General features: G+C 59.9%; 25 protein-coding genes. 8 read left to right on the forward strand and 17 right to left on the reverse strand.

Going from position 1 to position 23,321, the window contains the following annotated elements; all coding sequences use genetic code 11:
- Both FFS37_RS34435 and FFS37_RS34440 read left to right on the forward strand, forming a co-directional pair.
- Positions 1-543 (forward strand): multicopper oxidase domain-containing protein (locus FFS37_RS34435; RefSeq protein ID WP_171026549.1); only part of this gene is annotated, 543 nt, incomplete at its 5' end.
- Positions 544-560: 17 nt separating this feature from the next.
- Positions 561-1,505: an NAD(P)/FAD-dependent oxidoreductase gene (locus FFS37_RS34440; RefSeq protein ID WP_137935362.1), complete on the forward strand. Its 945-nt coding sequence runs from the start codon at positions 561-563 to the stop codon at positions 1,503-1,505.
- A gap of 54 nt (positions 1,506-1,559) precedes the next feature.
- On the opposite strand, the gene FFS37_RS34445 is transcribed toward FFS37_RS34440, so the two are convergent.
- A complete protein-coding gene (locus FFS37_RS34445; protein ID WP_210240513.1) occupies positions 1,560-2,681 on the reverse strand; it encodes a ferredoxin--NADP reductase in 1,122 nt (373 codons plus the stop codon).
- A 210-nt stretch (positions 2,682-2,891) separates the two neighbouring features.
- On the opposite strand from FFS37_RS34445, the gene FFS37_RS34450 reads away from it, so the two are divergent.
- Positions 2,892-3,503: a TetR/AcrR family transcriptional regulator gene (locus tag FFS37_RS34450; protein ID WP_232375894.1), complete on the forward strand. Its 612-nt coding sequence runs from the start codon at positions 2,892-2,894 to the stop codon at positions 3,501-3,503.
- Between the two features lie 43 nt (positions 3,504-3,546).
- On the opposite strand, the gene FFS37_RS34455 is transcribed toward FFS37_RS34450, so the two are convergent.
- The 5 genes from FFS37_RS34455 to FFS37_RS34475 form a co-directional block, all read right to left on the reverse strand.
- A complete protein-coding gene (locus FFS37_RS34455; protein ID WP_137935363.1) occupies positions 3,547-3,786 on the reverse strand; it encodes a hypothetical protein in 240 nt (79 codons plus the stop codon).
- Positions 3,787-3,990: 204 nt separating this feature from the next.
- Positions 3,991-4,290, reverse strand: a complete 300-nt coding sequence (locus FFS37_RS34460) for a hypothetical protein (protein ID WP_137935364.1) — start codon at positions 4,288-4,290, stop codon at positions 3,991-3,993.
- A 147-nt stretch (positions 4,291-4,437) separates the two neighbouring features.
- Positions 4,438-7,617: an efflux RND transporter permease subunit gene (locus FFS37_RS34465; RefSeq protein WP_137935365.1), complete on the reverse strand. Its 3,180-nt coding sequence runs from the start codon at positions 7,615-7,617 to the stop codon at positions 4,438-4,440.
- Positions 7,614-9,059, reverse strand: a complete 1,446-nt coding sequence (locus tag FFS37_RS34470; RefSeq protein WP_137935366.1) for an efflux RND transporter periplasmic adaptor subunit — start codon at positions 9,057-9,059, stop codon at positions 7,614-7,616. Before FFS37_RS34470 ends, FFS37_RS34465 begins: the two co-directional genes overlap by 4 nt.
- Complete coding sequence (locus tag FFS37_RS34475; RefSeq protein ID WP_137935385.1) at positions 9,056-9,463, reverse strand: FixH family protein; 408 nt, start codon at positions 9,461-9,463, stop codon at positions 9,056-9,058. The genes FFS37_RS34470 and FFS37_RS34475 overlap by 4 nt, the downstream gene beginning before the upstream one ends.
- A gap of 238 nt (positions 9,464-9,701) precedes the next feature.
- Between FFS37_RS34475 and FFS37_RS34480 the strand changes: the two genes are divergently transcribed.
- The 4 genes from FFS37_RS34480 to FFS37_RS34495 all read left to right on the forward strand — a co-directional run bounded on the left by FFS37_RS34480 (position 9,702) and on the right by FFS37_RS34495 (position 11,952).
- Positions 9,702-10,091, forward strand: a complete 390-nt coding sequence (locus FFS37_RS34480; protein WP_137935367.1) for a hypothetical protein — start codon at positions 9,702-9,704, stop codon at positions 10,089-10,091.
- 152 nt (positions 10,092-10,243) lie between these two features.
- Positions 10,244-10,609, forward strand: coding sequence for a hypothetical protein (locus FFS37_RS34485; RefSeq protein WP_137935368.1), 366 nt, complete (start codon positions 10,244-10,246; stop codon positions 10,607-10,609).
- A gap of 276 nt (positions 10,610-10,885) precedes the next feature.
- Positions 10,886-11,170 (forward strand): hypothetical protein, encoded by a 285-nt coding sequence (locus FFS37_RS34490; RefSeq protein ID WP_137935369.1) that lies wholly within the window; start codon positions 10,886-10,888, stop codon positions 11,168-11,170.
- 398 nt (positions 11,171-11,568) lie between these two features.
- Positions 11,569-11,952: a hypothetical protein gene (locus tag FFS37_RS34495; protein ID WP_137935370.1), complete on the forward strand. Its 384-nt coding sequence runs from the start codon at positions 11,569-11,571 to the stop codon at positions 11,950-11,952.
- An 85-nt stretch (positions 11,953-12,037) separates the two neighbouring features.
- On the opposite strand, the gene FFS37_RS34500 is transcribed toward FFS37_RS34495, so the two are convergent.
- The 6 genes from FFS37_RS34500 to FFS37_RS34525 form a co-directional block, all read right to left on the reverse strand.
- A complete protein-coding gene (locus FFS37_RS34500; protein WP_137935371.1) occupies positions 12,038-13,396 on the reverse strand; it encodes a sensor histidine kinase in 1,359 nt (452 codons plus the stop codon).
- Positions 13,383-14,060, reverse strand: a complete 678-nt coding sequence (locus FFS37_RS34505) for a response regulator (protein WP_137935372.1) — start codon at positions 14,058-14,060, stop codon at positions 13,383-13,385. The genes FFS37_RS34500 and FFS37_RS34505 overlap by 14 nt, the downstream gene beginning before the upstream one ends.
- Positions 14,061-14,471: 411 nt before the next feature.
- On the reverse strand, positions 14,472-14,756 hold the full coding sequence (locus FFS37_RS34510) for a copper-binding protein (protein ID WP_137935373.1): 285 nt from the start codon (positions 14,754-14,756) through the stop codon (positions 14,472-14,474).
- A 26-nt stretch (positions 14,757-14,782) separates the two neighbouring features.
- The gene (locus FFS37_RS34515; RefSeq protein ID WP_137935374.1) at positions 14,783-15,271 is read right to left on the reverse strand and encodes a cupredoxin domain-containing protein; all 489 of its coding nucleotides are present in this window, start codon (positions 15,269-15,271) and stop codon (positions 14,783-14,785) included.
- A gap of 43 nt (positions 15,272-15,314) precedes the next feature.
- Positions 15,315-16,673 (reverse strand): multicopper oxidase family protein, encoded by a 1,359-nt coding sequence (locus FFS37_RS34520; RefSeq protein ID WP_137935386.1) that lies wholly within the window; start codon positions 16,671-16,673, stop codon positions 15,315-15,317.
- A 16-nt stretch (positions 16,674-16,689) separates the two neighbouring features.
- Positions 16,690-18,147, reverse strand: a complete 1,458-nt coding sequence (locus tag FFS37_RS34525) for a TolC family protein (protein ID WP_137935375.1) — start codon at positions 18,145-18,147, stop codon at positions 16,690-16,692.
- Between the two features lie 457 nt (positions 18,148-18,604).
- Here FFS37_RS34525 and FFS37_RS34535 point away from each other — a divergent pair, with 457 nt between their 5' ends.
- The gene (locus FFS37_RS34535) at positions 18,605-18,868 is read left to right on the forward strand and encodes a hypothetical protein (RefSeq protein ID WP_137935377.1); all 264 of its coding nucleotides are present in this window, start codon (positions 18,605-18,607) and stop codon (positions 18,866-18,868) included.
- 438 nt (positions 18,869-19,306) lie between these two features.
- Here FFS37_RS34535 and FFS37_RS34540 read toward each other — a convergent pair whose 3' ends face one another.
- The 5 genes from FFS37_RS34540 to FFS37_RS34560 form a co-directional block, all read right to left on the reverse strand.
- Positions 19,307-20,305, reverse strand: coding sequence for a DUF1624 domain-containing protein (locus tag FFS37_RS34540; protein WP_137935378.1), 999 nt, complete (start codon positions 20,303-20,305; stop codon positions 19,307-19,309).
- A 264-nt stretch (positions 20,306-20,569) separates the two neighbouring features.
- The gene (locus FFS37_RS34545) at positions 20,570-20,782 is read right to left on the reverse strand and encodes a cold-shock protein (RefSeq protein ID WP_137935379.1); all 213 of its coding nucleotides are present in this window, start codon (positions 20,780-20,782) and stop codon (positions 20,570-20,572) included.
- A gap of 186 nt (positions 20,783-20,968) precedes the next feature.
- On the reverse strand, positions 20,969-21,526 hold the full coding sequence (locus FFS37_RS34550; protein WP_137935380.1) for a DUF922 domain-containing protein: 558 nt from the start codon (positions 21,524-21,526) through the stop codon (positions 20,969-20,971).
- A gap of 485 nt (positions 21,527-22,011) precedes the next feature.
- Complete coding sequence (locus FFS37_RS34555; RefSeq protein ID WP_137935381.1) at positions 22,012-22,479, reverse strand: hypothetical protein; 468 nt, start codon at positions 22,477-22,479, stop codon at positions 22,012-22,014.
- 52 nt (positions 22,480-22,531) lie between these two features.
- A complete protein-coding gene (locus FFS37_RS34560) occupies positions 22,532-23,134 on the reverse strand; it encodes a hypothetical protein (protein WP_137935382.1) in 603 nt (200 codons plus the stop codon).
- Positions 23,135-23,321 lie beyond the last annotated feature (187 nt).

Raw genomic sequence — 23,321 nt, forward strand, 5'->3', positions numbered from 1 at the left:
TATTTCTATCACACCCATGATCATGTCGACCGTCAGCAGGCGCTCGGCCTCTATGGCGCGCTGATCATCGACCCGAAGAATCCGGCCGACGCAATCACCGCCGACCTGGAATACACCGTTCAACTCCAGGAATGGCTGAAACGGGAGGGGCTGACTTTTCCGTCCATGCCGATGGACGGCGGCTTCCCTAATTTCTTCACCATCAACGGCAAGTCTTACCCGGCGACGGAGACGATCAGCATGAAGGTGGGTCAGTTGCTGAAGATCCGTTTCGTGGGGTCCAACACCACCGCCATCCATCCGATGCATATACACGGCGGGCCGTTCCAGGTCGCCGCCATCGATGGCGCGACGCTGCCCCAAAACGCCCGGTATACGGCCGACACCGTCAATGTCGGGCCTGGCCAGAGGTTCGACGTCCTGTGGCGGGCACTTCGGCCAGGCAAGTGGCTGCTGCATTGCCACATCCCGCATCACACGACGAACAACAATGTTGAAGAGAAGGGCGGTGGCGGGCTCACGATGATCATCGATGTCAAGTAGCGGCGGTCGAGGGTTTGATGTCTCCAATCCCCGGCGTTCCAGTCGATGCGAGCGAGTTGCTTGATTGTTTGATTGTTGGAGGAGGACCGGCCGGTTTGACGGCGGCGATATACCTTGCTCGGTTCCACCTCTCCGTCCTGGTGGCCGACAGTGGTGAGAGCCGGGCTGATCAGATCCCACTCACCCGTAACTTTTCCGGCTTTCCCGATGGAATCGCAGGGTCCGAGCTTCGAGCGCGCATGCGGGAGCAAGGAAGGCGCTACGGTGTACGCCATTGGCCTGGAAAGATCGTTTCCCTGAAGGGAGGACCGGGCTTATTTGTGGCCCATACAATGGAGGGGATGTTTCAAGCACGAACCGTGCTGATGGCAACGGGGGTCCTCAACCGGAGACCGAGCATGCCTGCCAATATCCACGACGAGGCCCTGTCGCGTGGGTTGTTGCGCTATTGTCCGATTTGCGATGGCTATGAGGTGACCGATAGTGCCGTCGCGGTTATCGGAACCGGCGAACACGGAACGAACGAAGCGGAGTTCTTGCGCAGTTACACCACTGACGTGACTTTGATCGCACCAACGGGCAATCACGAGCTCGACGCAGCGCAAAGATCGCGCCTCAAGAACGGTGGCATTCAAACAGCCGACGGTCCATGTCTCCATTTTGAACTGATGCAGGATGGGATCGCGATAGCGACACCAACCGGCCGCCGCTTGTTCGCGACGGTCTATGCAGCGTTAGGGTCCGATGTCCGATCGGAACTTGCGGTTGCGATGGACGCCGAAGTATCGCGCGACGGATGTCTTATCGTCGATGAACACCAGAGAACGTCGGTGGCCGGTCTATATGCGGCGGGCGACGTGGTGCGCGGGCTTGATCAGCTCTCCTATGCAATCGGACAAGGCGGTGTCGCCGCCGTTGCAATTCGCAACGACCTGGCTTGCTCGACCCCGTTGCGGCGGTAGCCTGGCGGCATTCGTGAAATGACCTCCGGTGACCGTGTGGTGTGCTGCAACAGTCTACAATGGGCCCGAGGGGCCATCCTGCCGATGTTCTGTATGGTCGCCGTGTCCGCGAAAAGCGTTGCCAGCACGGTCCCTGCCTGAGAGATGGTGACCGGCAAAATACGCGATCTTGATTATCGCAAGAACAAGAAATATCCCCATCACTACATACCAGATTGGGTTCGCCGCTGAGACTCTACCCAGGCCGTTGCGAAATATCGAGATAGCAGCGCCAGCGTGTAAGATGACCAGCGTGGCCACGGCCAGCACCGTTGCGACCATTGGAATGAACCGCCTCCACCTGCGGCCGGCGACTTTGCCAGCCGCATTCGGGCCGATCTTGTTGAGATCGAATCCGGTGAACTCCTCGGCCTGTATGCTGGCCTTACCGACCCCGGAACGGCCGAGCATCGTCTTCATTTCGTTGACCATCTCCGGCAGGCCGGAAATGTAATAGACGGCAAGCAGCGGGTCATCGACATGCTTTGCAAGCATCGACTGGTCCATGCGCCCGGTTTCGCCTGTCCAAGATCGCTCCGACCGTGCCGCTTCCGTCATCGTCGCAACCAGTGTGAAGGACGGGTTCTGCTCCGCGAGCTCTTGCAACTCCTCAAGATAGGCTGCGTCCTCCGGCCGCCGGTTCGAGTAGAACAGAAACAGCCTGTGCGACAGCTCGCGCTCGATGGCGTCCTTGATCATCGAGAAGGCCGGAACGATGCCGATGCCGCCGGCGAGAAAAACGGCAGGCTGCGAAGCATCCTCGTGGAGGGCAAACGCCCCATGCGGAACATCCAGAAGAATCTGCATTAGAACCTTCTCTCCGGTTTCAAGGCGGCCCAGAACCCGTTTGAATGCCGTGTCTCGCATCCTCATGGCGATAACCAGATCGGCGTCCCCCGGCGTACTGGCGAGCGAGAAAAACCGGCTGTCGCCCTCGCTGTCCGTTTCGGGGGGATCGATGAGGGTCATGCGCACGTGCTGGCCGGCCCTGAAGTGAAAGCCGGCCGGTCTCTCGAAGACGAAGGCCCAGCTGTCTTGCGCGATTTGTTGCTTGCTTTTCAATGCCACTTCGAACGAAGCTTTCTCCATCGAAGCGCCCGAGCGGCCGTGCATGCGACGATAACGTTCGTGATCCATCCCGGCTTTTTCCTGCGCGCCTGCCTCGATCCATCGGCAGTGGCCATGATCACGCGCCGTACGTGCCGTCGCCGGAGCAAACCACCCGCGCACGATCGCGTTGCAAAAGTGAACAAGGTGTAAGATAACTGGCACTTAGTCCGAAATCCTTTTGCCGGACAAATCGAAACAAACGTCCACTAGTGAGCAATCTGCTCGATGCGCCCGTGAATGGTGATGAAGGCGACGAAAGGGTCGATAGATCGCCGCGTAGCCCGCACCAGGGCCACGCTGCATCAAACCTTGATGTCGTTGATCCTGAAACAGGGCTACGAGGCGATCACGATCAAGGACATTTGCGATGCGGCTAATGTCGGTCGATCGACCTTCTACGCGCACTATACGAGCAAGGATGACCTGATGCGGAGCGGCATCGAGAACTTGCGCCGGGTGCTCCTCGACCGGCAGCGGGACGCTCTGGCAACTCCGGGAGATATCAGGCATCGAAGCCTGGGTTTCAGCCTGACCTTGTTCGAGCACGCTCGCGACCATATTGACCTTCATCGGGGGCTGGTCGGCGGCGGCGCAGTCGCACTTGGCATCATTCGCCAGATACTCTCCGACGTGGTCCGCGACGAACTTGCCGCAACTGCCGGCAAGAGTTCCGCGGAGGCCATCCCGCGGGAATTCGTCGTCCAGTATATCGTCGGCGCCTACATGGCGGTGTTGACCTGGTGGCTCGACCGCGGCGCGAAACCGCCGCCCACCGAGGTCGACCGGATGTTCAGGCGCTTGGCAACCGACGGAATCCTACCCCACCTTGCCGAAGGCGGCTCACATTAGGTCGCCAGGTCTGCGGTTGTCTCGAACAGGCCGATGGTCGCGGCTATATGCCGAGCATCTTCTTGGCTTCATTGAGCGCAGCCGTCGAACCCGCATGATCGCCGGCGGCATGCAATTTCTCGCCTTGGGTGCGCAGTTCTTTGACCTTGGTCATGTCGGCCTCCGCGAGGGTCGCGGTCGGTAGCGCCGCATCGATCGCGGCCATGATGGTCGGGCATGAATTCGCAAAGGCGGCTGCTGGGATGACCGACAAGAAAAGCGCAAGAGAAATTGAACGTAACATGGCTATTCCTCCCTGCCGGCCCCGGAATGCATGGCATGGACGACCGGCACGTTAATAGTACATCGCAGCGCCCGCTACGGCAATCGCCCCGCTGGAACCTATGGCCTATCCGGCGCGGCGCCGCCCGCCAGGCAATCTGCACCTGCGGGGTTATCGGCGAAGGAGTTCATCATAGGCCTCGGCCAAAGCATGCTGGCCGAACGGCTAGTCCAAAACAGTAGGTCTTTGGTCCAGCGCCTCTAGCGCCCGGAGCAGATGTTCGGCGATATCCGATCTGCCTTGCCGAAATGCCAGTTTGAACAGGGTCAAAATCCGTCTTTCGAGATCGATGGTTCCTTGCTTCATCGGACGACCTCCGGAGATACGCTGTCTAAGGGTTCCAGCTACGGGAAGGTCAAGCGCCGTTTTCCCGAAGGGTTCGCTTTTTACGCGCCGACGGAAAATCGGATCGACATCGGCGAGAGGTGTCTGTCCGCCACTGGCCCAGCGAATGAGCTGCTTCATCCTGGTTCACCGGCCTCATTGAAAGAAAAGGTATTTGATGAGGGCCACAACGATCAACAGCGCCACGATGAAGACCAGCAAGCCTGCGGCGCCCATGCCCCACATCATCCCGCTCCCCATCGTCTCGTTCATCATTGCGGCCTCCCATCATTCGGCAGCGAGGTCAAACATTGCTGGTTCCGTAAGCGCAACCTCGTCGAACGTCGATGCAATGCCCTTCGGCAACCGCCATCCCTTGACCAACCCGTAGATGGCGGGGATCACGACCAGGGTCAGGAGGGTAGACGAGATCATACCGCCGATCATCGGCACAGCGATGCGCTGCATCACTTCCGAGCCCGCGCCAGTGCTCCAGAGGATTGGGATCAGACCGGCCATGATGGCAACGACAGTCATCATCTTCGGCCGGACACGCTCCACCGCGCCAAGCATGATCGCCTCAAAGAGATCTGGCCGGTTGAACGGCTGATTGTGTGCGGCCCGCTTCGCCTTCACTTCGGCCATGGCCTGCTCCAGATAGATCAGCATAACGACACCAGTTTCCGCGGCGACGCCGGCGAGCGCGATGAAGCCAACCGCGACCGCCACCGACATGTTGAAGCCGAGCCACCACATCAGCCAGATCCCGCCGACGAGGGCAAAGGGCAGGGACAGCATGACAATCAACGTCTCGGTGAGCGCCCGGAAGTTGAGATAGAGCAGCAGAAAGATGATCAGCAGCGTGACCGGCACGACAATCTTCATTCGCGCCGCGGCTCGCTCCAGATATTCGAACTGCCCGCTCCAGGCGACCGAATAGCCGGGCGGCAGCTTCACCGTCGCCGCGACTGCCTTCTGGGCGTCGGCGACATAGCCGCCGAGATCCCGGCCGTTGATGTCGACGAAGATATAGGTTGCGAGCTGGCCATTTTCAGTGCGGATCGAGGTTGCGCCGCGCGTGAGCTGGACTTTCGCCACCTCGCCAAGCGGAATGGCGCCGCCACCGGGCAACGGCACTTCGACATCGGTAGCGATCGACTGAGGATTCGAACGCAGGTCACGGGGGTAGCGGATATTGACCCCATAACGCTCACGTCCCTCGACGGTTGTCGTCACGGTCTCGCCGCCGAGCGCCGTCGCGATGACGTCCTGGACGTCGCCGACGGCAAGGCCATATCGGCCGAGCGCCTCGCGGTCCGGGACGATGTCGAGATAGTAGCCGCCGATCACCCGCTCGGCATAGGCGCTCGACGTGCCCGGAACCGTCTTGAGAACCACTTCGATCTGGCGTGCGATCTGTTCCATCTGCGCCAGGTCAGTCCCGTACACCTTGACCCCAACCGGGGTTCTAATTCCGGTCGAAAGCATGTCGATGCGGGCACGGATCGGCATCGTCCAGGCATTGGAGACACCGGGGAACTGTAGTGCCTTGTCCATCTCGGCCTTCAGGCTGTCGATCGTGACGCCAGTCCGCCATTGCTCCTTTGGCTTCAGATTGATGATGGTCTCGAACATCTCGGTCGGGGCCGGGTCGGTTGCGGTCATCGCCCTCCCCGCCTTGCCATAGACCGAATCCACCTCCGGAAAGGATTTGATGATCCGGTCCTGCATCTGCAGGAGTTCCGCCGCCTTGGTGACAGAGATCCCAGGCAGGGTCGTCGGCATGTACATCAGCGTGCCTTCGTTCAGGGTCGGCATGAATTCCGAGCCGATCTGGCTTACCGGCCAGACGGAAACGCCGAGGACGACAAGCGCGAGCGCGATGGTGAGCGTCTTCGCTTTCAGGACGCCGCGAATGACGGGCCGGTAGATCCAGATCAGGAACCGGTTGATCGGGTTCTTGTGCTCCGGGATGATCCGGCCGCGCACGAAGACCACCATCAAGGCTGGCACAAGCGTGACCGACAGGATCGCCGCAGCCGCCATGGAGAAGGTCTTGGTGAAGGCGAGCGGACCGAACATCCGGCCTTCCTGCGACTCGAGCGTAAAGATCGGCAGGAACGATACCGTTATGACGAGGAGGCTGAAGAACAGCGCCGGGCCGACCTCGCTCGCTGCATCGATCAGGATCTGGACTCGCGGCTTGCCGGGCGGAGCACGCTCCAGATGCTTGTGTGCATTCTCGATCATGACGATGGCGGCATCGATCATCGCGCCGACAGCTATGGCGATGCCGCCGAGGCTCATGATGTTGGAGCCGAGCCCGATCGCCTTCATGCCACCGAACGCCATCAGGATGCCGACCGGCAGCATCAAGATGGCGACTAGCGCGCTGCGCAGGTGAAGGAGAAACACGACGCAGACCAGGGCGACGATGATGCTTTCCTCGGCCAGTGTGCGCTTCAATGTCTCGATCGCCGCTTCGATGAGATGCGAGCGGTCGTAGACGGGCACGATCTCGGCGCCTTTGGGAAGGCTGCCGACGATGTCGCTCAAACGCTGCTTGACGTTCTCGATCACGGTCAGGGCATTGGCCCCGAACCTCTGCAGGACGATGCCGCTGGCGACCTCGCCTTCGCCATTGAGTTCGGTGATGCCGCGCCGTTCGTCGGGACCGATCTCGACCCAGGCGACGTCCTTAAGGCGCAGCGGCACGCCCTGGTCCGTCTTCAGGACGATGTCTTCGATATCGGCCGTCGACTTGATGTAGCCGCGGCCGCGCACCATGAACTCGAATTCGGAAAGCTCCAGCGTGCGTCCGCCGACATCGCGATTGCTGGCGCGCACGGCGTCGCGGACCATCGAGAGCGAGATGCCCTGGGCGCGCAGCCGCAACGGATCGACGACGATGTTGTACTGCTTGACGAAGCCGCCGACGCTCGCGACCTCGGCGACCCCCTCTGCCTTGGAGGCGGCGTATCGCACCACCCAGTCCTGCAGCGATCGCAACTCGGCCAGCGTCATGTCCTTCGCGACGACAGCGTACTGGTAGACCCAACCGACGCCGGTCGCATCGGGGCCGAGGCCCGGCGTGACGCCGGCCGGCAGGCGCTGCGCGGCGGCGTTGAGATATTCGAGCACGCGGCTGCGCGCCCAATAGGGATCCGTGCCGTCCTCGAAGATGACATAGACGAAGGAAACACCGAAGAAGGAGAACCCACGCACCACTTTGGACTTCGGCACGGTCAGCATTGCAGTCGTCAGGGGATAGGTGACCTGGTCCTCGACCACCTGCGGCGCCTGGCCGGGATACTCGGTGTAGACGATGACCTGAACGTCCGAAAGGTCTGGAATGGCGTCCAGCGGAAGCGTCTTCAGCGCGTAGGCTCCGGCGGCCACCGCGAAGGCTGTGCCGACGAAGATCAGGACGAGATTGCGTGCCGACCACGCGATGAGCCGGGCAATCATGGCGCACTCTCCAGGTTCGTCATGCCGCTCAGCGCAGCCTTCAGATTGCTCTCGGCATCGATCAGGAAATTCGCCGAGACTACGACCCGGTCGCCGGTGGCAACACCGTTGCGGATTTCGGTAAAGCCGCCGCCCTGAAGGCCGATCTTGACCTCTCGCGGCTCGAACCGGCCCTCGCCCTTGTCGAGGATCACGACCTGCCGCGTGCCGGTGTCGATCACCGCGCTGTCGGGGACAGCGACGACCGGGGCATTGCTGCCGCTGCCGATCTCAACATCGGCGTACATGTCCGGCAGCAATAGACCATCCGGATTGGGGATCTCGATCCGCACCTTGGTCGTGCGCGTTTCCCTGGTGACCTGCGGATGGATCAGGGCGACACGGCCGCTGAAGCTCTGGCCGGGCAGACTTCGCACCCGGATCGTGGCGACGGCGCCGACCTTCACGGCTCCCAGCTCATATTCGGGCACGTCGGCGACAATCCAGACGGTCGAGACATCGGCGAGGCGGAAGAGCACGTCGCCGGGCGACGCCTTCATGCCTTCGACCGCATTGCGCTCGAGGATCACGCCATCGCGCGGCGCGCTCCAGGTAATGGAAGTCAGAACCTGGCGGGTGCGGTCGATTGTGGCGATCACATCGGGTGGGACCGCAAGATTCTCGAGGCGCTGGCGAGCCCCGGCGGAGGCACGGCCGCTTCCGTTCAGATCGGTGAGGTATTGGGCGCTCGCCGTGGCGATCTCGGCCGAATACAGCCGCATCAGCGGCTCGCCTTTTTTGACCCGGTCGCCGGTGGTGACGTCCGCTACATTGTCGATGAAGGCATCTGAGCGCGTCGCGACCACGGTGATGCGCCGTTCATCAAGCTGCACGGTGCCGGGCACTCGCACCGGACGAACGATCACCTGCTCGGTGGCGACCTCCGACCGCACGCCGGTCCGCTGCAGTTTGCCTGCCGCGACCTTGACGATCGAACCGTCGTCATCCCCGCCCGCATAGACGGGGATGTAATCCATCCCCATGGAATCCTTCTTCGGCGCCGGCGATGTGTCCGGAAGGCCCATCGGATTGCGGTAGTACAAGATCCGCTTCGGTTCGCCGTTCGCAGGAGCAGCCGCAACGGTCGCGGCGGGGGCCGGCGGCTTGTCCTCGAAGCTCAGGTCCTCCTCGGCCAGAACGGGCAGGAAGTCCCGCCCATCGGCGGTCTTTTTCGGAGTTGCCGCATAGGCTGGGAGGCCGTCCGGATCTCGGTAGTAGATCACGGGTCCGGTGGGCGCAGGATTGGCGCTCGCCGGGGCAGCTGCTGTTCCTTCGAACCAGGCGACAGCTTGTAGCCATGGAGTGACAGGCAGCGCGAGATTGCGGTGCCCCGCCCAATAGCCTCCAGCCCCCGCCGCCAAGATGGCGGCGAGGGTGAGGCCGGTACGGCCTGTGCGACTCATGGCGTGGCCTTGAATTCGAGCTTGTTTTCGAGAGAACCGGTTTCGCCCTGGACCTTGGCGCCGAGTGACAGGCGGTAGCCGCCCGGCATCATCAGGTTGGCCTTGAAGCGGTAGATGCCTGGCTCCGTCGATGGCAACGGTTCGATTGGCGCCGTCATCATCTCCATACCGTCCGGTGCCATGTCGACGCGCTGGGCAAAGATCACCGCATCGGGCACCACCTTGCCGGATCGCTTGTCGACGAGGCGGACAGCCACGATGGCGGCATCGCCTTTCTTGATCGCACTTTGAACGAGTTGAAACTCGTAGTCGTCGATCCCGGCCCGAGCCGCAGAAATGCCCCCGCCGAGAGCAAGACCAATCATGGCCGCGACTGCGACATGTTTCGCATTACAAAAGTTCATTGTCAGATTTTCCCAAAATTCATCATTCGGCCGTGCGGAATGCACGGCAGGTCGTAGCCAGGCTCATGCCAAAGCCACAGGCTTTCGCCGCAAGGCCATTCAGCCGCGCGGCGACAAACGGCTCTGAAAGAGCCGTGGATGAACTCAGGATCGTGGAGGTCTGGGTGGTGGCGGAGTAGCCGGGAAATCCCGTCCGACGCTGTTGCCAGGCGCGATCACATGAGCTGCGGACAACCAGGTGAGCGTGATTGCCGCGGCCGTCGACGCGTTGGGAAAACACTTGGCGAAGCACAGGGCTGCCAGGGGACAGGACTTCTGGCAATCGGGTACTGGCTGCCTTTGCTTCGAAGGGCATGGCATGCCGTCCGGCATGGATGCCATGTCCGCCATTGTCGCCGCAGGAACAACAACCATCTGCGCCGCAGCGGACGGTGTCACCATCGGCGCGGTCAGAAGGCTCACGATAGCCAAAATCGTGAGCAGGCGGGGGAAGAAAGTCCAGAACTTCACCGCGGCTCTATGGCATATGCTGCGGTGCGAGGAAAGGCCACGAGACGCCCACATTGTTTCAGGCGGTGCGGCCAGCAACACGGGGTGCCTGTGCTGCCGACGCGAAACCTTCCGTTGAACATCGCATTTGGGCTAGTCGCCTGCACCGAACGCTGTTCCCTTCCGTTCGTCCTCAGGCACAAAACTCGTTCGGGGTAGTGGGTCAGAGATTCGATTCGAAGATCAGTGTGGGAGATGATAGTGTGGGTATCAAATCCTCGGGAGGAGGAAATGCGCGCCATTGCACTATTTGCCGGCGTGTTGGTGGCTACGCCCTCGATGGCGGAGCAACTGACCTTTTACACTGCCCATTTTCCCGATGCCACGTCGGTCCAACTCAGCGTCCTAAACAACAGTGTCTCGCAAGATGGCGACTATGACTTTGACGTCGCTATCGGCCTGGTCGAGACCGACGCGCGCGGGGCCATCAGGTATACAGATACCGGCAGGCATCGTGCACGCGTTCGCTGTGATTTTCCGGCTTATGTGAGCGTCGGCACACGAACCTATTCTATCGAAATGCCTCTGAACCGATCCGCCCTTGACGATTGGAAAGAAAATCTCTGGATGACATTCTGCGCAGCCCCGTCATCCTGACTGCCCGTGCTCAATGGCGTTGCCGGTAGTACAGCGCCGCCGAGTCAAAAAACAGCCTGCGGCGCTGAATCTCCATGCATCGGCATAACAGAAACTGCGATAGCCGTTCAACGCGTGACGTCTCACAGTTGATGTTCCCGATTTTTCGGCTTCAGGTCGTTGCCACGCACGAGAATCACAAAAATGTAAGTCCGATGGAAAGTGCACGTGAATTCGGCCCGGTAGCCTGTTGTTGCTGAGCGTTCGAACGCTCACTTTCGACAAAAGGACTGAACCATGAAACACACCATCGGATATGCATTGATTGTTTTCGCGGCAATGACCGGTGTCGCCAACAGCGGCACGAACTCGACAAGCCCCCGCATTGGCGAGGTCTTGCACGGCCATGGATCGACGGGCGAAACCACGAAATCGGCGTCGAACCCCGTCATATCTTCCCAAGTGCTCGACAACGGCGATCTCGAGAAAACCGCTTCCCCCTATGATCGGGTGGAAGTTGTGAGTCCCCCATCGTGGCAGGGCGGGAGCCCCCGCCAGCGCGCCAACTGGGCGGGCCGGTAGCAGGATCAACACCGCAGCTCCGCATCTTCCCTCGGAGCCAGTGCAGGGCAAACCACCCCGGCAGCATTGCTGGCTGGTTTGCCCTTTCGACTGGCTTCGTCAACGAACCTCTACAGCGCAGCACACTGCACCAAGGAAACTACTCTCCACCACCCGTCTCCGGGTGGTTGTCCCCTGCGCGAGCAACGCGTCACGATGCTGCTCTCGCCCGCCGCGCCAATAGATGCTGCAACGCAATATTTCTACCAAGCGATTGTATTTGATCTTTTTGTCAACGGGACCGCGCGGTGTACGAAGCCCCACACGGCGCCCACTTCTCTTTGTACAAAGCCGTATCTTGAATCCGTTTGGGCTCGCCTTCGAAAAGGAGTAAACAAATCCTTCGAAGGGAGGTAGCCATGGTTGCAGTGCATTCAGACATGGCGCGGGCGGCTATCGAGGCCAGCTACCTTTTGCGGCACCGTTCTGTTGCTGGAACCGCCGCCTTCCGCCGCAATCTGGACCATTCCCGGCGCGTGATCGAGGCGTCACGCGAGCTTCTGAAGCGCCTCCGCCAACGCCAGCGCGGTGACACCGCACAAGCTTGGGAAGATGCAGGTACAGCTCCCGCTGCCGTCTCCACCTTCGATGCCGACATTCTCCGCGCTGTATTTCGAGATTTGGTCTTGGAAATGAAGGTGCCCGAGTGTCAATGGCGCGATCTGGCCAAGAGCCTGGTACACGAATTTACCGGGTGCGAGCGGATCGAAGCTGGCTTGGTGGAGTGGATCACCGGCAACTAGGCGCCACCCAGCCGTATGGGAATGGCGATGGCTGGAGCCGTCGGCAGACAACGCCAGACCATCCGTCTATGTGACTGATCTCAGATTAGAGTTTACGCTGGAACTCTGTTTCCACGACTAAGCCGGGCCTATTGTCGTTCAGGGAAATTGTCGCGCCATGGATGTCCGATATCGCCCTGACTAGGCTGAGCCCTAGGCCTGTCCCTTCGGTGGTCCGGCTCTTTTCCAGGCGATAGAAGCGCTTGAACACCTTCTGCCGCTCCGCCGCCGGGATGCCCGGTCCGTTGTCGCTGACGACGATTGCGCAGCGATTCGCCTGCGTCGTGACACCGATAGCAATTCGAGACCCTCGTTGTGTGTGGCGCATCGCGTTGACGATAAGGTTCACGCACATCTGCTTCAGCAGATCGGCATCGCCCCATATGAAAGACGTCGTGTTTCGGCTGTCCTTGGACAGAACCAGCGAACGCTCGGCGTCCTCGACGATGTGACGATAGATATCGTAGATTTCAGAGACCAGTTCCGAAAGGTTCACCTTCGCAAATCGCGAACGGCGTGCGCCGGACTCGATCTGCGAGATGCGCAGCAAGCCCTCGAACGTGCCCGCTATATGCGAGACTTCCCTCATCGCTTTTTCGATGAGGGAAGTCGTGGCCGTTCGGTCTTCGCTTTCGGAAGCGGCCTCAAGCGTTAGGAACAACCGGCCGACCGGCGTCTTGAGGTCGTGCGCGATGTCGGTCGTTACCTGCGTCATCGCCGCGACACTAGCCTGTAGCTGCGCCAGCGCGACATTGACCTCAGTTGCCAGCATGTCGATGTCATCGCTGCGCGAGGAGACCGGCAAGCGGGTAGCAAGATCGCCGGCGCCAACGGACTTCATCGCATCCGAGAGTCCAGCAATGCGCCGTCGCGTGCGGAACGCCAAAACCGCGCCCGCGCCGAGACCTCCAGCAAGCACGATGGCCGTTCCCCAACCGAAGCTGACAAGCGCGATGCTGCGCAAGCGATTGGTGTCGTCATAGCTTACACCGACGGTCAGGTCGTAGCCGTCCAGGTTCTTCCGGTAGAGCCTGTAGTTGTTGGGCGCCGCGTCGTGGCTTGTCGGAGCGCGCGTGGAAAATCCTGGCGGCACGGCGGAAATATCAATGTTGCCAGCCAGGAAGTCGCTGTCGCGATCCTTCAATGCGTAAAGCGTCTCCTGTCCCCTGATTGCCGGACCATGGCTTCGGATCATCGCGGCGGCTCCGTCGACGCCGTTCGCATCATAGGCGGAAGAAATCTCCCGGAACCGCTCCATCACATTGGAATCCAGCCGCTCGTAAAGATAGGCGGCGACCATGTTGTAAGCGACGAAATTGGCTCCCAGGAACGAAAGCAGAAACAGGGAGATGTAGAACGCGGCAAGTCGGATTGACGTACTTCTGGCGATACTAGCGTTGGCCATGAATGGTATAGCCGGTATTGCGTGTATTGCGCAGGAGCGGAACATCGAATGGTTTGTCGATCTTCGCCCGCAGTCGGCTGATATGGGTTTCCACCACGGTGCTTTGCGGGTCGAAGTTGAAGTTCCAGATACGCTCAAGGAGCATGGTCTTCGTCAGTATGCGGCCCTCGTTACGCATCAGGAGTTCAAGCAGCGCGAATTCCCGAGGAAGCAATTCGATCGTTGTTCCGCCACGGCTGGCGAGGCGGCTGAGGAGATCCAGTTCCAGGTCAGCCACCTTCAACTTTGCCTTTTCGGCGGTGATCGGAGGGCGCCTTTGCAGGGCATTGACCCGAGCCAGGAGCTCGGAGAACGCAAAGGGCTTGATCAAGTAATCGTCCGCACCTGCCTCCAGTCCCTCAACTCGATCGTTGACACCGCACACCGCCGTCAGAAAGATCACTGGCACCTTGCCGCCGGCGCCTCGAAGACCTCGCACGAGCGACAAGCCATCGAGGCCTGGCAGCATCCGATCTACAATCGCGACATCATAGGCTTCGCGCAGTCCGACGAGCAAAGCATCGCGCCCGTCCGTCAGGACATCGACCGCATGGCCGGAAGAGGTAAAGCCATTTTCGATGTAACGGCTGATTTGTTCGTCGTCTTCGACCAAGAGAATTTTCATAATAGCAATCTCTCATCTGGCTTGGCGCGCCAAGCGTTGATGACCTTTTATCCAGTTTGCTTCTGTCAGCGATGGCGGACGAAGCGATGTCTCAGTGAGGCCTTGCCTGCCGGTTTTTTCGGCTCGGCGCCATTGGTCGGTGACGCAGCTTTTCCATCAGCACTGGGTTTTGATGTCTCAACATCCATAGGCTGGGATCGACAACACGGTTCGCAAGCGAAGCGCCTTGCAAATTTCACGACTTTTGACCAGTTGTATCGTCATTGTGGCGTATCCCTTCATTGTGCCGCGCGTCCAGCATAAAGGCTGACGCGCGGCGCTCATCACTTCGCGAGCGATCGCGCCGGGATCGCTTCTGAGAGCAGCCAGTGGGCCGCGGATTGGTTTTCAACCCGCGGCGCTGGTCCCGGATCACTTGATGCCGGTGACTGTAATACGTCCGTTGACGCGGTCGGCGGTGAACTCGATTGCCTGACCTGCTTTAACCTTCTCGAGCATGCCGTCCTCGGCGACGACAAACACCATCGTCATCGCCGGCATTTCGAGGTTCGTCAGCGGCCCATGTTTGATTGTCAGCTTCTTCTGTTTGGCGTCGACCTTGATGACTTCGCCCTTGACGTATTCCTGCGCAAGCGCGCTCCCGCCGATGGCGAGCACCAGCGCGAACGTCGAGAGTGCCTTTACCAATAGTGTCATGACTGCTTCCTTTGTGCTTTTCGAATTCAGTTGGCGACGCTGATGTCGCCCTTCATGCCCGAATCGTAGTGACCCGGGACGAGGCAGGCGAAACCGAATTCGCCTGCATTGGCGAACGTCCAGATGATCTCGCCTCTGGCGCCGGGCGCCAGCCGGATTGCGTTGGGGTCGGCGTGCTCCATCTCGGGGAACTTCTCCATCAGCGCCTTGTGCTCCATGATCCCGTCATGGGCATCCATGACGAACTCGTGGTCGACTTGGCCCTTGTTGACGAACTTAAGGCGAACGGTCTCGCCCTTCTTCACCTTGAGCACAGCCGGTTGGAACAGCATCGTTCCGTCGTCCTTTTCCGACATGGAGATGTTGATAGTTCGCTTTGCCTTGCCGGCCTCGCCAGGAGTGCCGATCGGGATGGTGGCGGCCTTATCGCCATGGCCTCCGGCGTGGGTGCCGCTGGCAAGAGCCGCTCCAGAGCTGAGCGCCGTTAAAACGGCCGCTGCGATTATACGTTTCATGCTGTACCTTCTCTCATTGTTGAGGTTGAGGGGTTTGGGTCTGTCATCCCTGTTTGCCGTGACCGCCGTGCGCTGCCGGGGCCATCGTTTTTGCGTCGCCTGATTTTGTCGGAGTGGGAACTTCCCCCTTCCATTCGTAGGCCACGGTTCCCGCCGGGTGCTGGTACCAGCCAGGATCGGCGTAGTCGTTCGAGGCGAGCCCCTCGCGAACCTTGACGACCGAGAACATGGAGCCCATCTCGATGGGGCCGAATTGCCCCCACCCATCCATCATCTTGATGGTGTTGTCGGGCAGCGGCATTTCCATTTCGCCCATGTCGGCCATGCCGCGATTTCCCATCGGCATATATTCGGGCTGAACTTTTCGAATCTTCTCGGTAACTTTTGTCTTGTCGACGCCGATGAACGTCGGGACGTCGTGACCCATGGCGTTCATCGTGTGGTGCGATTTGTGGCAGTGGATCGCCCAGTCGCCCTCGTATTTGGCTTCGAACTCGTAGGCCCGCATCGCTCCGACTGGAATGTCGATCGACACCTCCGGCCAGCGTGCCTCGGGGCGGGTCCAGCCGCCGTCGGTGCAGGTCACCTCGAAATCGTAGCCATGCATGTGGATCGGATGATTGGTCATGGTCAGGTTGCCGACCCGGACCCGCACCTTGTCGTTCTTGGACACGACAAGGTGACTGATGCCAGGGAATAGGCGACTGTTCCAACACCACAGGTTGAAATCGGTCATGGTCATGATTTTCGGAACGTATGATCCAGGCTCGATGTCGTAGGCGTTAAGCAGAAATACGAAGTCGCGGTCCACCCGCATGAACTTCGGGTCCTTGGGATGGATAACGAAGAAGCCCATCATACCCATGGCCATCTGCACCATCTCATCGGCGTGAGGGTGGTACATGAAGGTGCCGCTCTTCACGAGATCGAACTCGTAGACGAAGGTCTTGCCGGGCGGAATGCCGGGTTGGGTTAGGCCGGTCACGCCGTCCATGCCCGAGGGCAGGATCATGCCGTGCCAGTGCACCGTGGTGTGCTCCGGCAGCTTGTTGGTCACGAAGATGCGGACCCGATCGCCCTCGACCGCCTCGATGGTGGGACCGGGAGACTGGCCGTTGTAACCCCAGAGATAGGCGGTCATGCCAGGCGCCAGTTCCCGCTCAACCGCCTCGGCGACGAGGTGGAATTCCTTCACGCCATTGTTCAAGCGGTGGGGCAGCGTCCAGCCGTTGAGGGTCACCACAGGCTGGTAGTCCGGCCCGCTCGTTGGAAAGATCGGTGGCTGCATGTCCGGCGATTCCATGACAGCGGCTTCCGGCAAGCCCATCGCAGATGTCTTGGTCCACGCCGTGGCGCCGGCGAGCAGGACTCCCGCGCCGAGTAACTGACGTCTTGAAAGCATTTTCTTCTCCTTGAGTTCAGTGGTCTTCGGCGCCCGCTTCGGCTGCGGCGGGTGCGTCGCCGCCCCCGGGCGAGCTTCCTCCGCCACCGTGGATGGCGGTTCCGAGATTGACGTCGGCCAGCCAGAAATTGCGCTTGGCGTTGAGGGAAAGCATGATCGAACTGATTTTCGCGCGTGTGTCCGCCAGCAGTTCGAACGTGTTGGTGATCATGCCATTGTAGGTGAGGACCGATTCCGCCTCGATCTTTGTTCGCAGCGGCACGACATTGTTCCGATAGTGCCGGGCAATGTCGTAGGTCGAACGGTAGGCATCATAGGCGGACCTGGCCTCCGAGCGGATGTTGACGGCCTTTTCCGCGATGCGGTTTGCGGCTTGCATGTAGGCAAGTTCGGCCTTGCGCATGCGGGCCTTGCCGGTGTCGAAAATCGGAATGACGAGCTCGAGCTCCAGGGTGGGTGAGACACTCGTTTCCGTTCCGCCCTCCTCGGACCCTTCGCGTTCAACCTCCACGCCGGAAAGGAGCTCCAGGTCGCTGACGTAGCGCGTCGCCTCAGTGAGACCGTAGGATTTCGCCAACGCTTCCAGCTCGAGCTTCGCGATCTCAAGATCGACGCGATTTTTTAGCGCCTCCGCCTCGATTGCGCGTTTGGCCTTGGCGCCCTTCGGCAGGGCCGGAAGTGTATTGGGGACCGAGTAGTCGATGTCCGGCCCCCAAAGTCCCATCAGGCGGGTGAGCTCTTCCTTGGCGGTCCGGGCTGCAAGCCGCGCCTCCGCCGCCTGACCCGTGATCTCGGCATAGAAGACGTGCTCGCGGGCCTGACCGGTCTTTGTGAAGGCGCCTGTCTCGCCGAGTTTCTGCGCGAGTTCGGAGGCAGCGTCGGCGGCGGCTTGCGCCTTGTTCAAATAGGAAACGCTCTCCCGGGCCGAGACAGCATTGATCCAGGCCCGCCGCGTGTCCGCTGCCATTCGTAGCGTTTCTTCGGCCGCGCGCAGTTGGGCCTGCCGGAAACGGGCGTCCGCGACGGCGACGCGCCGCTTGTGGGTCGCCAGCGCAAGGATGTTGCTGACCACCGCTCCTTCAATCGTCCGTACAGGATCGACACCGATCATGCCGATCGAAATCGTCGGATTGACGAGCATCGTTTCTTGCCACATGTCGGCCGCCGACAGCCCGATCTCGGCGTAGGCGGCCTGCAGGCCTTTGTTGTTGAGCAAGGCGACCTGAACCGCGGTGTCCGAACCGATCGTCTGCTTCTGGACGAGGCGCTTGACGCGCTCTGAAACCGTTCGTGCTTCCTCGCTGGACTGCACCCACACGGTTTTCTTGCCAGCCACGGCTTCGGCACGCGCCGCCACCGTCGTGAAGCCGGCCATGGGGCCTGAGATGCCGTCGACGGCCCCGCTGGTCGCGCATCCGCCAGCAATCAACGGGACAGTCAAGGCCAGGGCTATGGTCAGGAACCGGCGCGTCATGATCCGGCTCCTGGGTTCGCGGGAGAAAGTTCCTGATTGAGACGCCGCCAATTCTGCGGATCCACCGGCTCCCGGTGGCTATAGTCGGCGACAACTGGATGGTAATGCGCATTACGGACGCCCAATACGGGATCGGTCGGACTGAAGGCGGGAAGAAAGTCGGGCGGCGTGGTTGCGGAGCATCCGGCAACCAAAAGCGATGCGAGCATCGCGAAGCTTGCGATTTTCATTGTAGACCTGAATCTTGACATGTGCGGTTGGCCGCGCGGGGGGAGATCCCTACGCTGCGCGCGAACGCCCCTTGGAGAGGCGCGTCAGTTCAGATGTGTTTGGGAGGTCTAATCAGGGTGGAATATGCACCGAGTGGCAGCACAGTCGCCACGCTCAGTGCGAAGCAGCGACTTGCCGTGCGGCTGATACCCGGGCAATCCACGGGGACAGCATGTGCCGGGGCGCAATGGACCTCGCAGTCGTCATTCGCCGATTTTTCCCCATCAGGATGTTTCTCGTCCACATCCTTCTCGGCCGCGCTGTTGTGATCGCCAACATCACCGCCACTGTCGTGATGAGATTTCTCGACCTGAGTCGCGCCGGAGTCGCCATGAAAACCTGTGGCATTCGCGCTTGCGAAGAGGCCTGGCTGGAGAGAAGACATGACCAGAAAAACGACCGCAAGCAGCGCGCGGAGCGACGCAATTCGTGCGGTCAGGATTCGGCCTAGATATTTCATAGGAGCCCTTGGGACAATTGTTCGCTTGGTTTGTCAAGACCAGTTGCGATCAATTTGTTGCAGTGCAACCAGACAACCGCGAATAGCCGTCGCCGAAAAATGTTCCTTCCCAACCATACTCGATTGCCAACAAAAAAAGGGGCCGGACTGTCAACGCCCGGCCCTAGTATGAAGGTTGGAAACCTCCAGAGGGGAACGCGCCGGGCGAATGGGAGGATACACCCGGCACTCTGCACATATGGGTCACACCGATGCTGTTTCAATGACACATCGCGGGGCACGACGCAGGCGCCGCGTCCTAGAGGATGACGACATGGTTTTAGTGGCGAGGGCACCTTACCTGGCGCGTCCGCATCGGACCGCAATTTGATCCACCAAATCACATAGGCAAGGGCGAGGCCAGCATACGAGCCGGGAAACTGGCTTCGGTCATTTGACCCCTTCCTGCATCTTGATGTCCGTCGTGGCGGTGCACATGCCGACGAGATCGCGCAGATGCGCCTTCCATTCCGCAGTCTGATCGCTGTTGTTGTAGAGCCGATCAAGCGAGGCCTCGCCCTCCAACGTATCGAGCATGCACGCGCAGTAGCTGGAACAGAACTTGGCGTCACGCGACTGTTCGCACGATAGCTGGCAGGTTTTCACGAAGGCAACCTGTGGGGTTTCGACCTTGGCCGGGATCACTTGGGAAAACAGCCAGACGCAGCCGATCAGCAGCGGCTGGTGGATCAGGTAAAAGGCGAGGCTGTGGCGGCTGATGAAGACCAGCGGGTTGGCCCACCGGCCGGGTGCGAGGCTTGCCAGGCCCGCCCATATGCCGGAGGTGGAGGCAAGCCTCGCCGTCGCGATCCCCGACAGCACCGCGCCGAACCATGGAAACAACGGAACGTAGTCGTTGGAGCGCGGATTGATGGTGGAGAGGCCGACCCACCATAGCCAGGGCCGGTCTAGGGCCTCGAAGCGCAGGTAGACGGGCGCCGCGATGACAAGCGCGGCGACAGCAAACGTCAGCAGCGCCGGAAGGCGCAGGAAGGCTAGGCCGAGCAGGCTGGCCAGCGCGATCTCATGTAGTATGCCAAAGAAGATGAAGCCGTCCGGCATGGCAATGCGGGTGCCGGCCGAGATCGCGATCGCGGCTCCGGCGACCATGGCGAAACGCTGCCAGAAGCCGTTCCAGCGAATCTGCCTGCCATGGGCGAGGTACAGGCTGACGCCGACCAGGAACAGGAAGGTCGAGGCGATGCAACGGGCATAGATCCTCCACCAACCGAAAGCGGTCAGGCCGGGATCGGTATATCCGAAGAACTCCAAATCCCAGGTGAAGTGGTAGCTCGCCATGGCGACGAACGCGATGCCGCGCAGGACGTCGATGGCGATTATGCGCTTTGATTGGCCCGGAACGGGTACGGTCGGTGTATGGATCGTCATGGTCTCGCGATCTGCTTCAGCCAGGGCGAGACGACCATCACCGTTGCGCCGGGCAAAAGAAGATGGCTACGCGCGGCATCAGTATCGGTTGCACCGTCGCCTCTGCATCCGCACCTTCCCGTCTGAGCATCACATCGACCACTTTAGGCCGGCACGATGTATCGCCGCCTCACACAATCAAGGAATCTAACGAAGCGAAGGAACAATCCTCTCGATCGGTAGCCGAGGCTCGTTGCGCGGCTCTTGCTACTGTCCAGACAGAAATCAGCCTGCTTTGCTGAGACTGCCAGCAGAAGATTTACCGGTACGGCGGTCCTGCTCGACCTCATAGTTGATCTTCTGGCCATCGACCAGGGTCGAGCGCCCCGCGCGTTCGACGGCCGAAATGTGAACGAACACATCTTGACCGCCGTTGTCAGGTTGAATGAATCCAAAGCCCTTGGTGCTGTTGAACCACTTCACTGTGCCAGTAGCCATATGCGTATCTCTTGTAAGCCTGACTGGTTTCTCTCAAGATTTGAGATAGGCGCACAAACGCGAAAAATTGCAAGCAACGGGTCCGGCGGCAGAACCACATCGATGTGAGATGTCCTGATGGCCGCCAAGGTCTCCGCGGAAATCCTTCCCTACTGGACGATCCCTCCAGGGGAATCGAAACTCGGCTTATTCGAGTGAATATGACGGGATGCTGGCCTCAAGCCGATCCTGCGCCTTTTCCGAATTCTCGACAATCTGTTTGGCAGCGCGATTTAATGATTGCTCCAGAGCTGTACATGACCCCGGCGCTGTTGCGCCATGGGTCAACTTGCTAATCTGCTTTGCTGCCTCCAAGGCAATCGTTTTGTGGCCATCCTCATGGGCCTTCAACTCCTGAAAATAGTTATTCCAGGCGGTACGGGTGGCCGGATCGGCGCCGGCATCGTCTATCCAGGTCGGAAGTAGAATTCTGAGTTTGAGCACGATTTCATCCGACGTGACCAGGCACGAGTTTCCGGTCGCCGCAAACCTGAAATTCCAGTTCCAATGATCTGCGACCTCGCCTTCGATGATACCGTCACCGTCCCTCTTGGCCACACGGTGCAGGTCGTCATGTATCGCTTGCCGGGTAAGGCCCCGCAATTGATAGGTCGAGTAGGTGACGTCGAGTTTTACGTCAGCTCGTGCCTCGCCTGCACTAAGCGTGAAGACGAGACCGCAGAGAACCGCAGCGTGGCGAATCATGATGGCACTCCTTCGATTGCATGTGGAGTTGACCTCAACACTTAGGACTGATTAGGGCTTTGTCGCCATCCCGGTGTGGTCGCGCACACAGAGATGGCCGGCATTGCGGCCGGACAGCACGCTATCAACCGAATACAAGCGTCGACGACAACGCCCGGCGGTGCGTGCACGCACCCGACCGGATGGCGCTGGATCGGTTCCAAAATCAAAGTCGGGCCTGCGGAAAGAGACAGCGCAAACCCGGTTAGCCGATTCGTCTTTCCCGGTTGCGTTGGAGACGCTGTGGGCATCACGGCGCAAAAGCGGACAAAATCGCCTCCAACGAAACATTTTACGTGTTGAACAACATCCTTCCCTTCTGCCAGATCGCAACTTAGTGATAGATCGCAGATGGCTCTACCGGCCTTTTATCGAGTTCGAAGGCTGCATACTCTCGCGCAATGATTTCATTGGTTATGGAAGGCCAGAAACGAGGCTTCCTCGGCTTATTTTCCTGACTTGTTCGGCATGCAATAGACCCCCTCAGATTCCATCAGAACCGCGCCCCCCTTCAACTCGCTCAGTGCGCCGACCCACGCTTGCGAATAAGTGCGGCTGGCATCCACGGCCGTCAGCCAAAGAACGCGATTGTCGGCCAGTTCAACTTTAACTTCCTGCTGCAAAGGGCTCCCCTGCACGGTCTGTTGATAGTGGCGTTTGATCCTGACATTGCCGGCCGGAAACTCGGCTTCGTTGCTGCCGTAGTTCAGCACAAATCCAGTGTGGTCCTCAGCCGCCGAGCAACTGCCATCGCGCTCGCACACGATTTTGGTAGCTGTGTTGCAGTCCCATTTCAGTGAAGCGGGCCACATAGGATTGTCCACGTTTGATCGCGGCTTGGCGCTCTGACCAGCCACTGTCAACACAGCGCCTGTGTTCAAAATCACAGTGGACAGGAGAAGCACCTTGAACATTACAACCTCCCTGAATTGTGACCCCCATAACGACCCGGAGTGATCGCCTTGCCTATGGCATGTTGAGGTTAAACCAGCTTTTCTGGCGTATGCCGTTTGCATCGGAATACTCGATGAACCAGGGTTTTTCTCGCATCGGTCGAGAGATGGAGAAGTAGGTGGGACCATTTCCAGCGGAATGCCCTCTATCGTTGCCCGTGCTCTGGATTTCTGCCGTCACCAACTTACCGTTGATTTCGATTTGGACCGGACGTGATCCGTCTCCATGATGCCCGCCGAGGGCGTTGTTTTTGAAATCAACGGGCCAGGAGAGCCTATCGGCCGCGATACGGCAGATATTCCGTTCTTGACCTAAGCCCGGCCGATCGGATTCGGAGCTGCCAACTGCTTGCCAGCCAGACGGACAATCCTCATACTTCTCAAATCTCGCCGCGCTGGAGTTGGCTTGCGGACAGGTCGGCCAATTAAAACCCGGGGCGTCCATCGCCGCAATCAACTTGTAAATTGGCGGGTGGCACGAGGGGGTGCCTTGCCAGTCGCCGGAAAGACATAGGAGGACCTGACAGCCCCATTCCGACGCTTTTGATTGGGATGGAAGAGCTGCGGCGCCCGCGATGGCGACGGCACCCCCTAGTAGGAATTTGAGTATGGTCATAGCCTCTTCCTCGCTGCAGATTTGACAGTTTACTATGGATGATCCGCGCGAAAAAGGACAGGTCGAAAAGGCAAGTTTGTGCGACTACATCGATTTATGAAACGAGACGACGGAGGCGTGGTCAACAACCCGTTGCGCGCCAACATTGCACTGACGCTTGAGCGGGAGAGAGCCAGACGCGGCCTAT

Source organism: Mesorhizobium comanense, assembly GCF_005503535.1.
In the GTDB taxonomy this organism is placed as follows: domain Bacteria; phylum Pseudomonadota; class Alphaproteobacteria; order Rhizobiales; family Rhizobiaceae; genus Mesorhizobium; species Mesorhizobium comanense.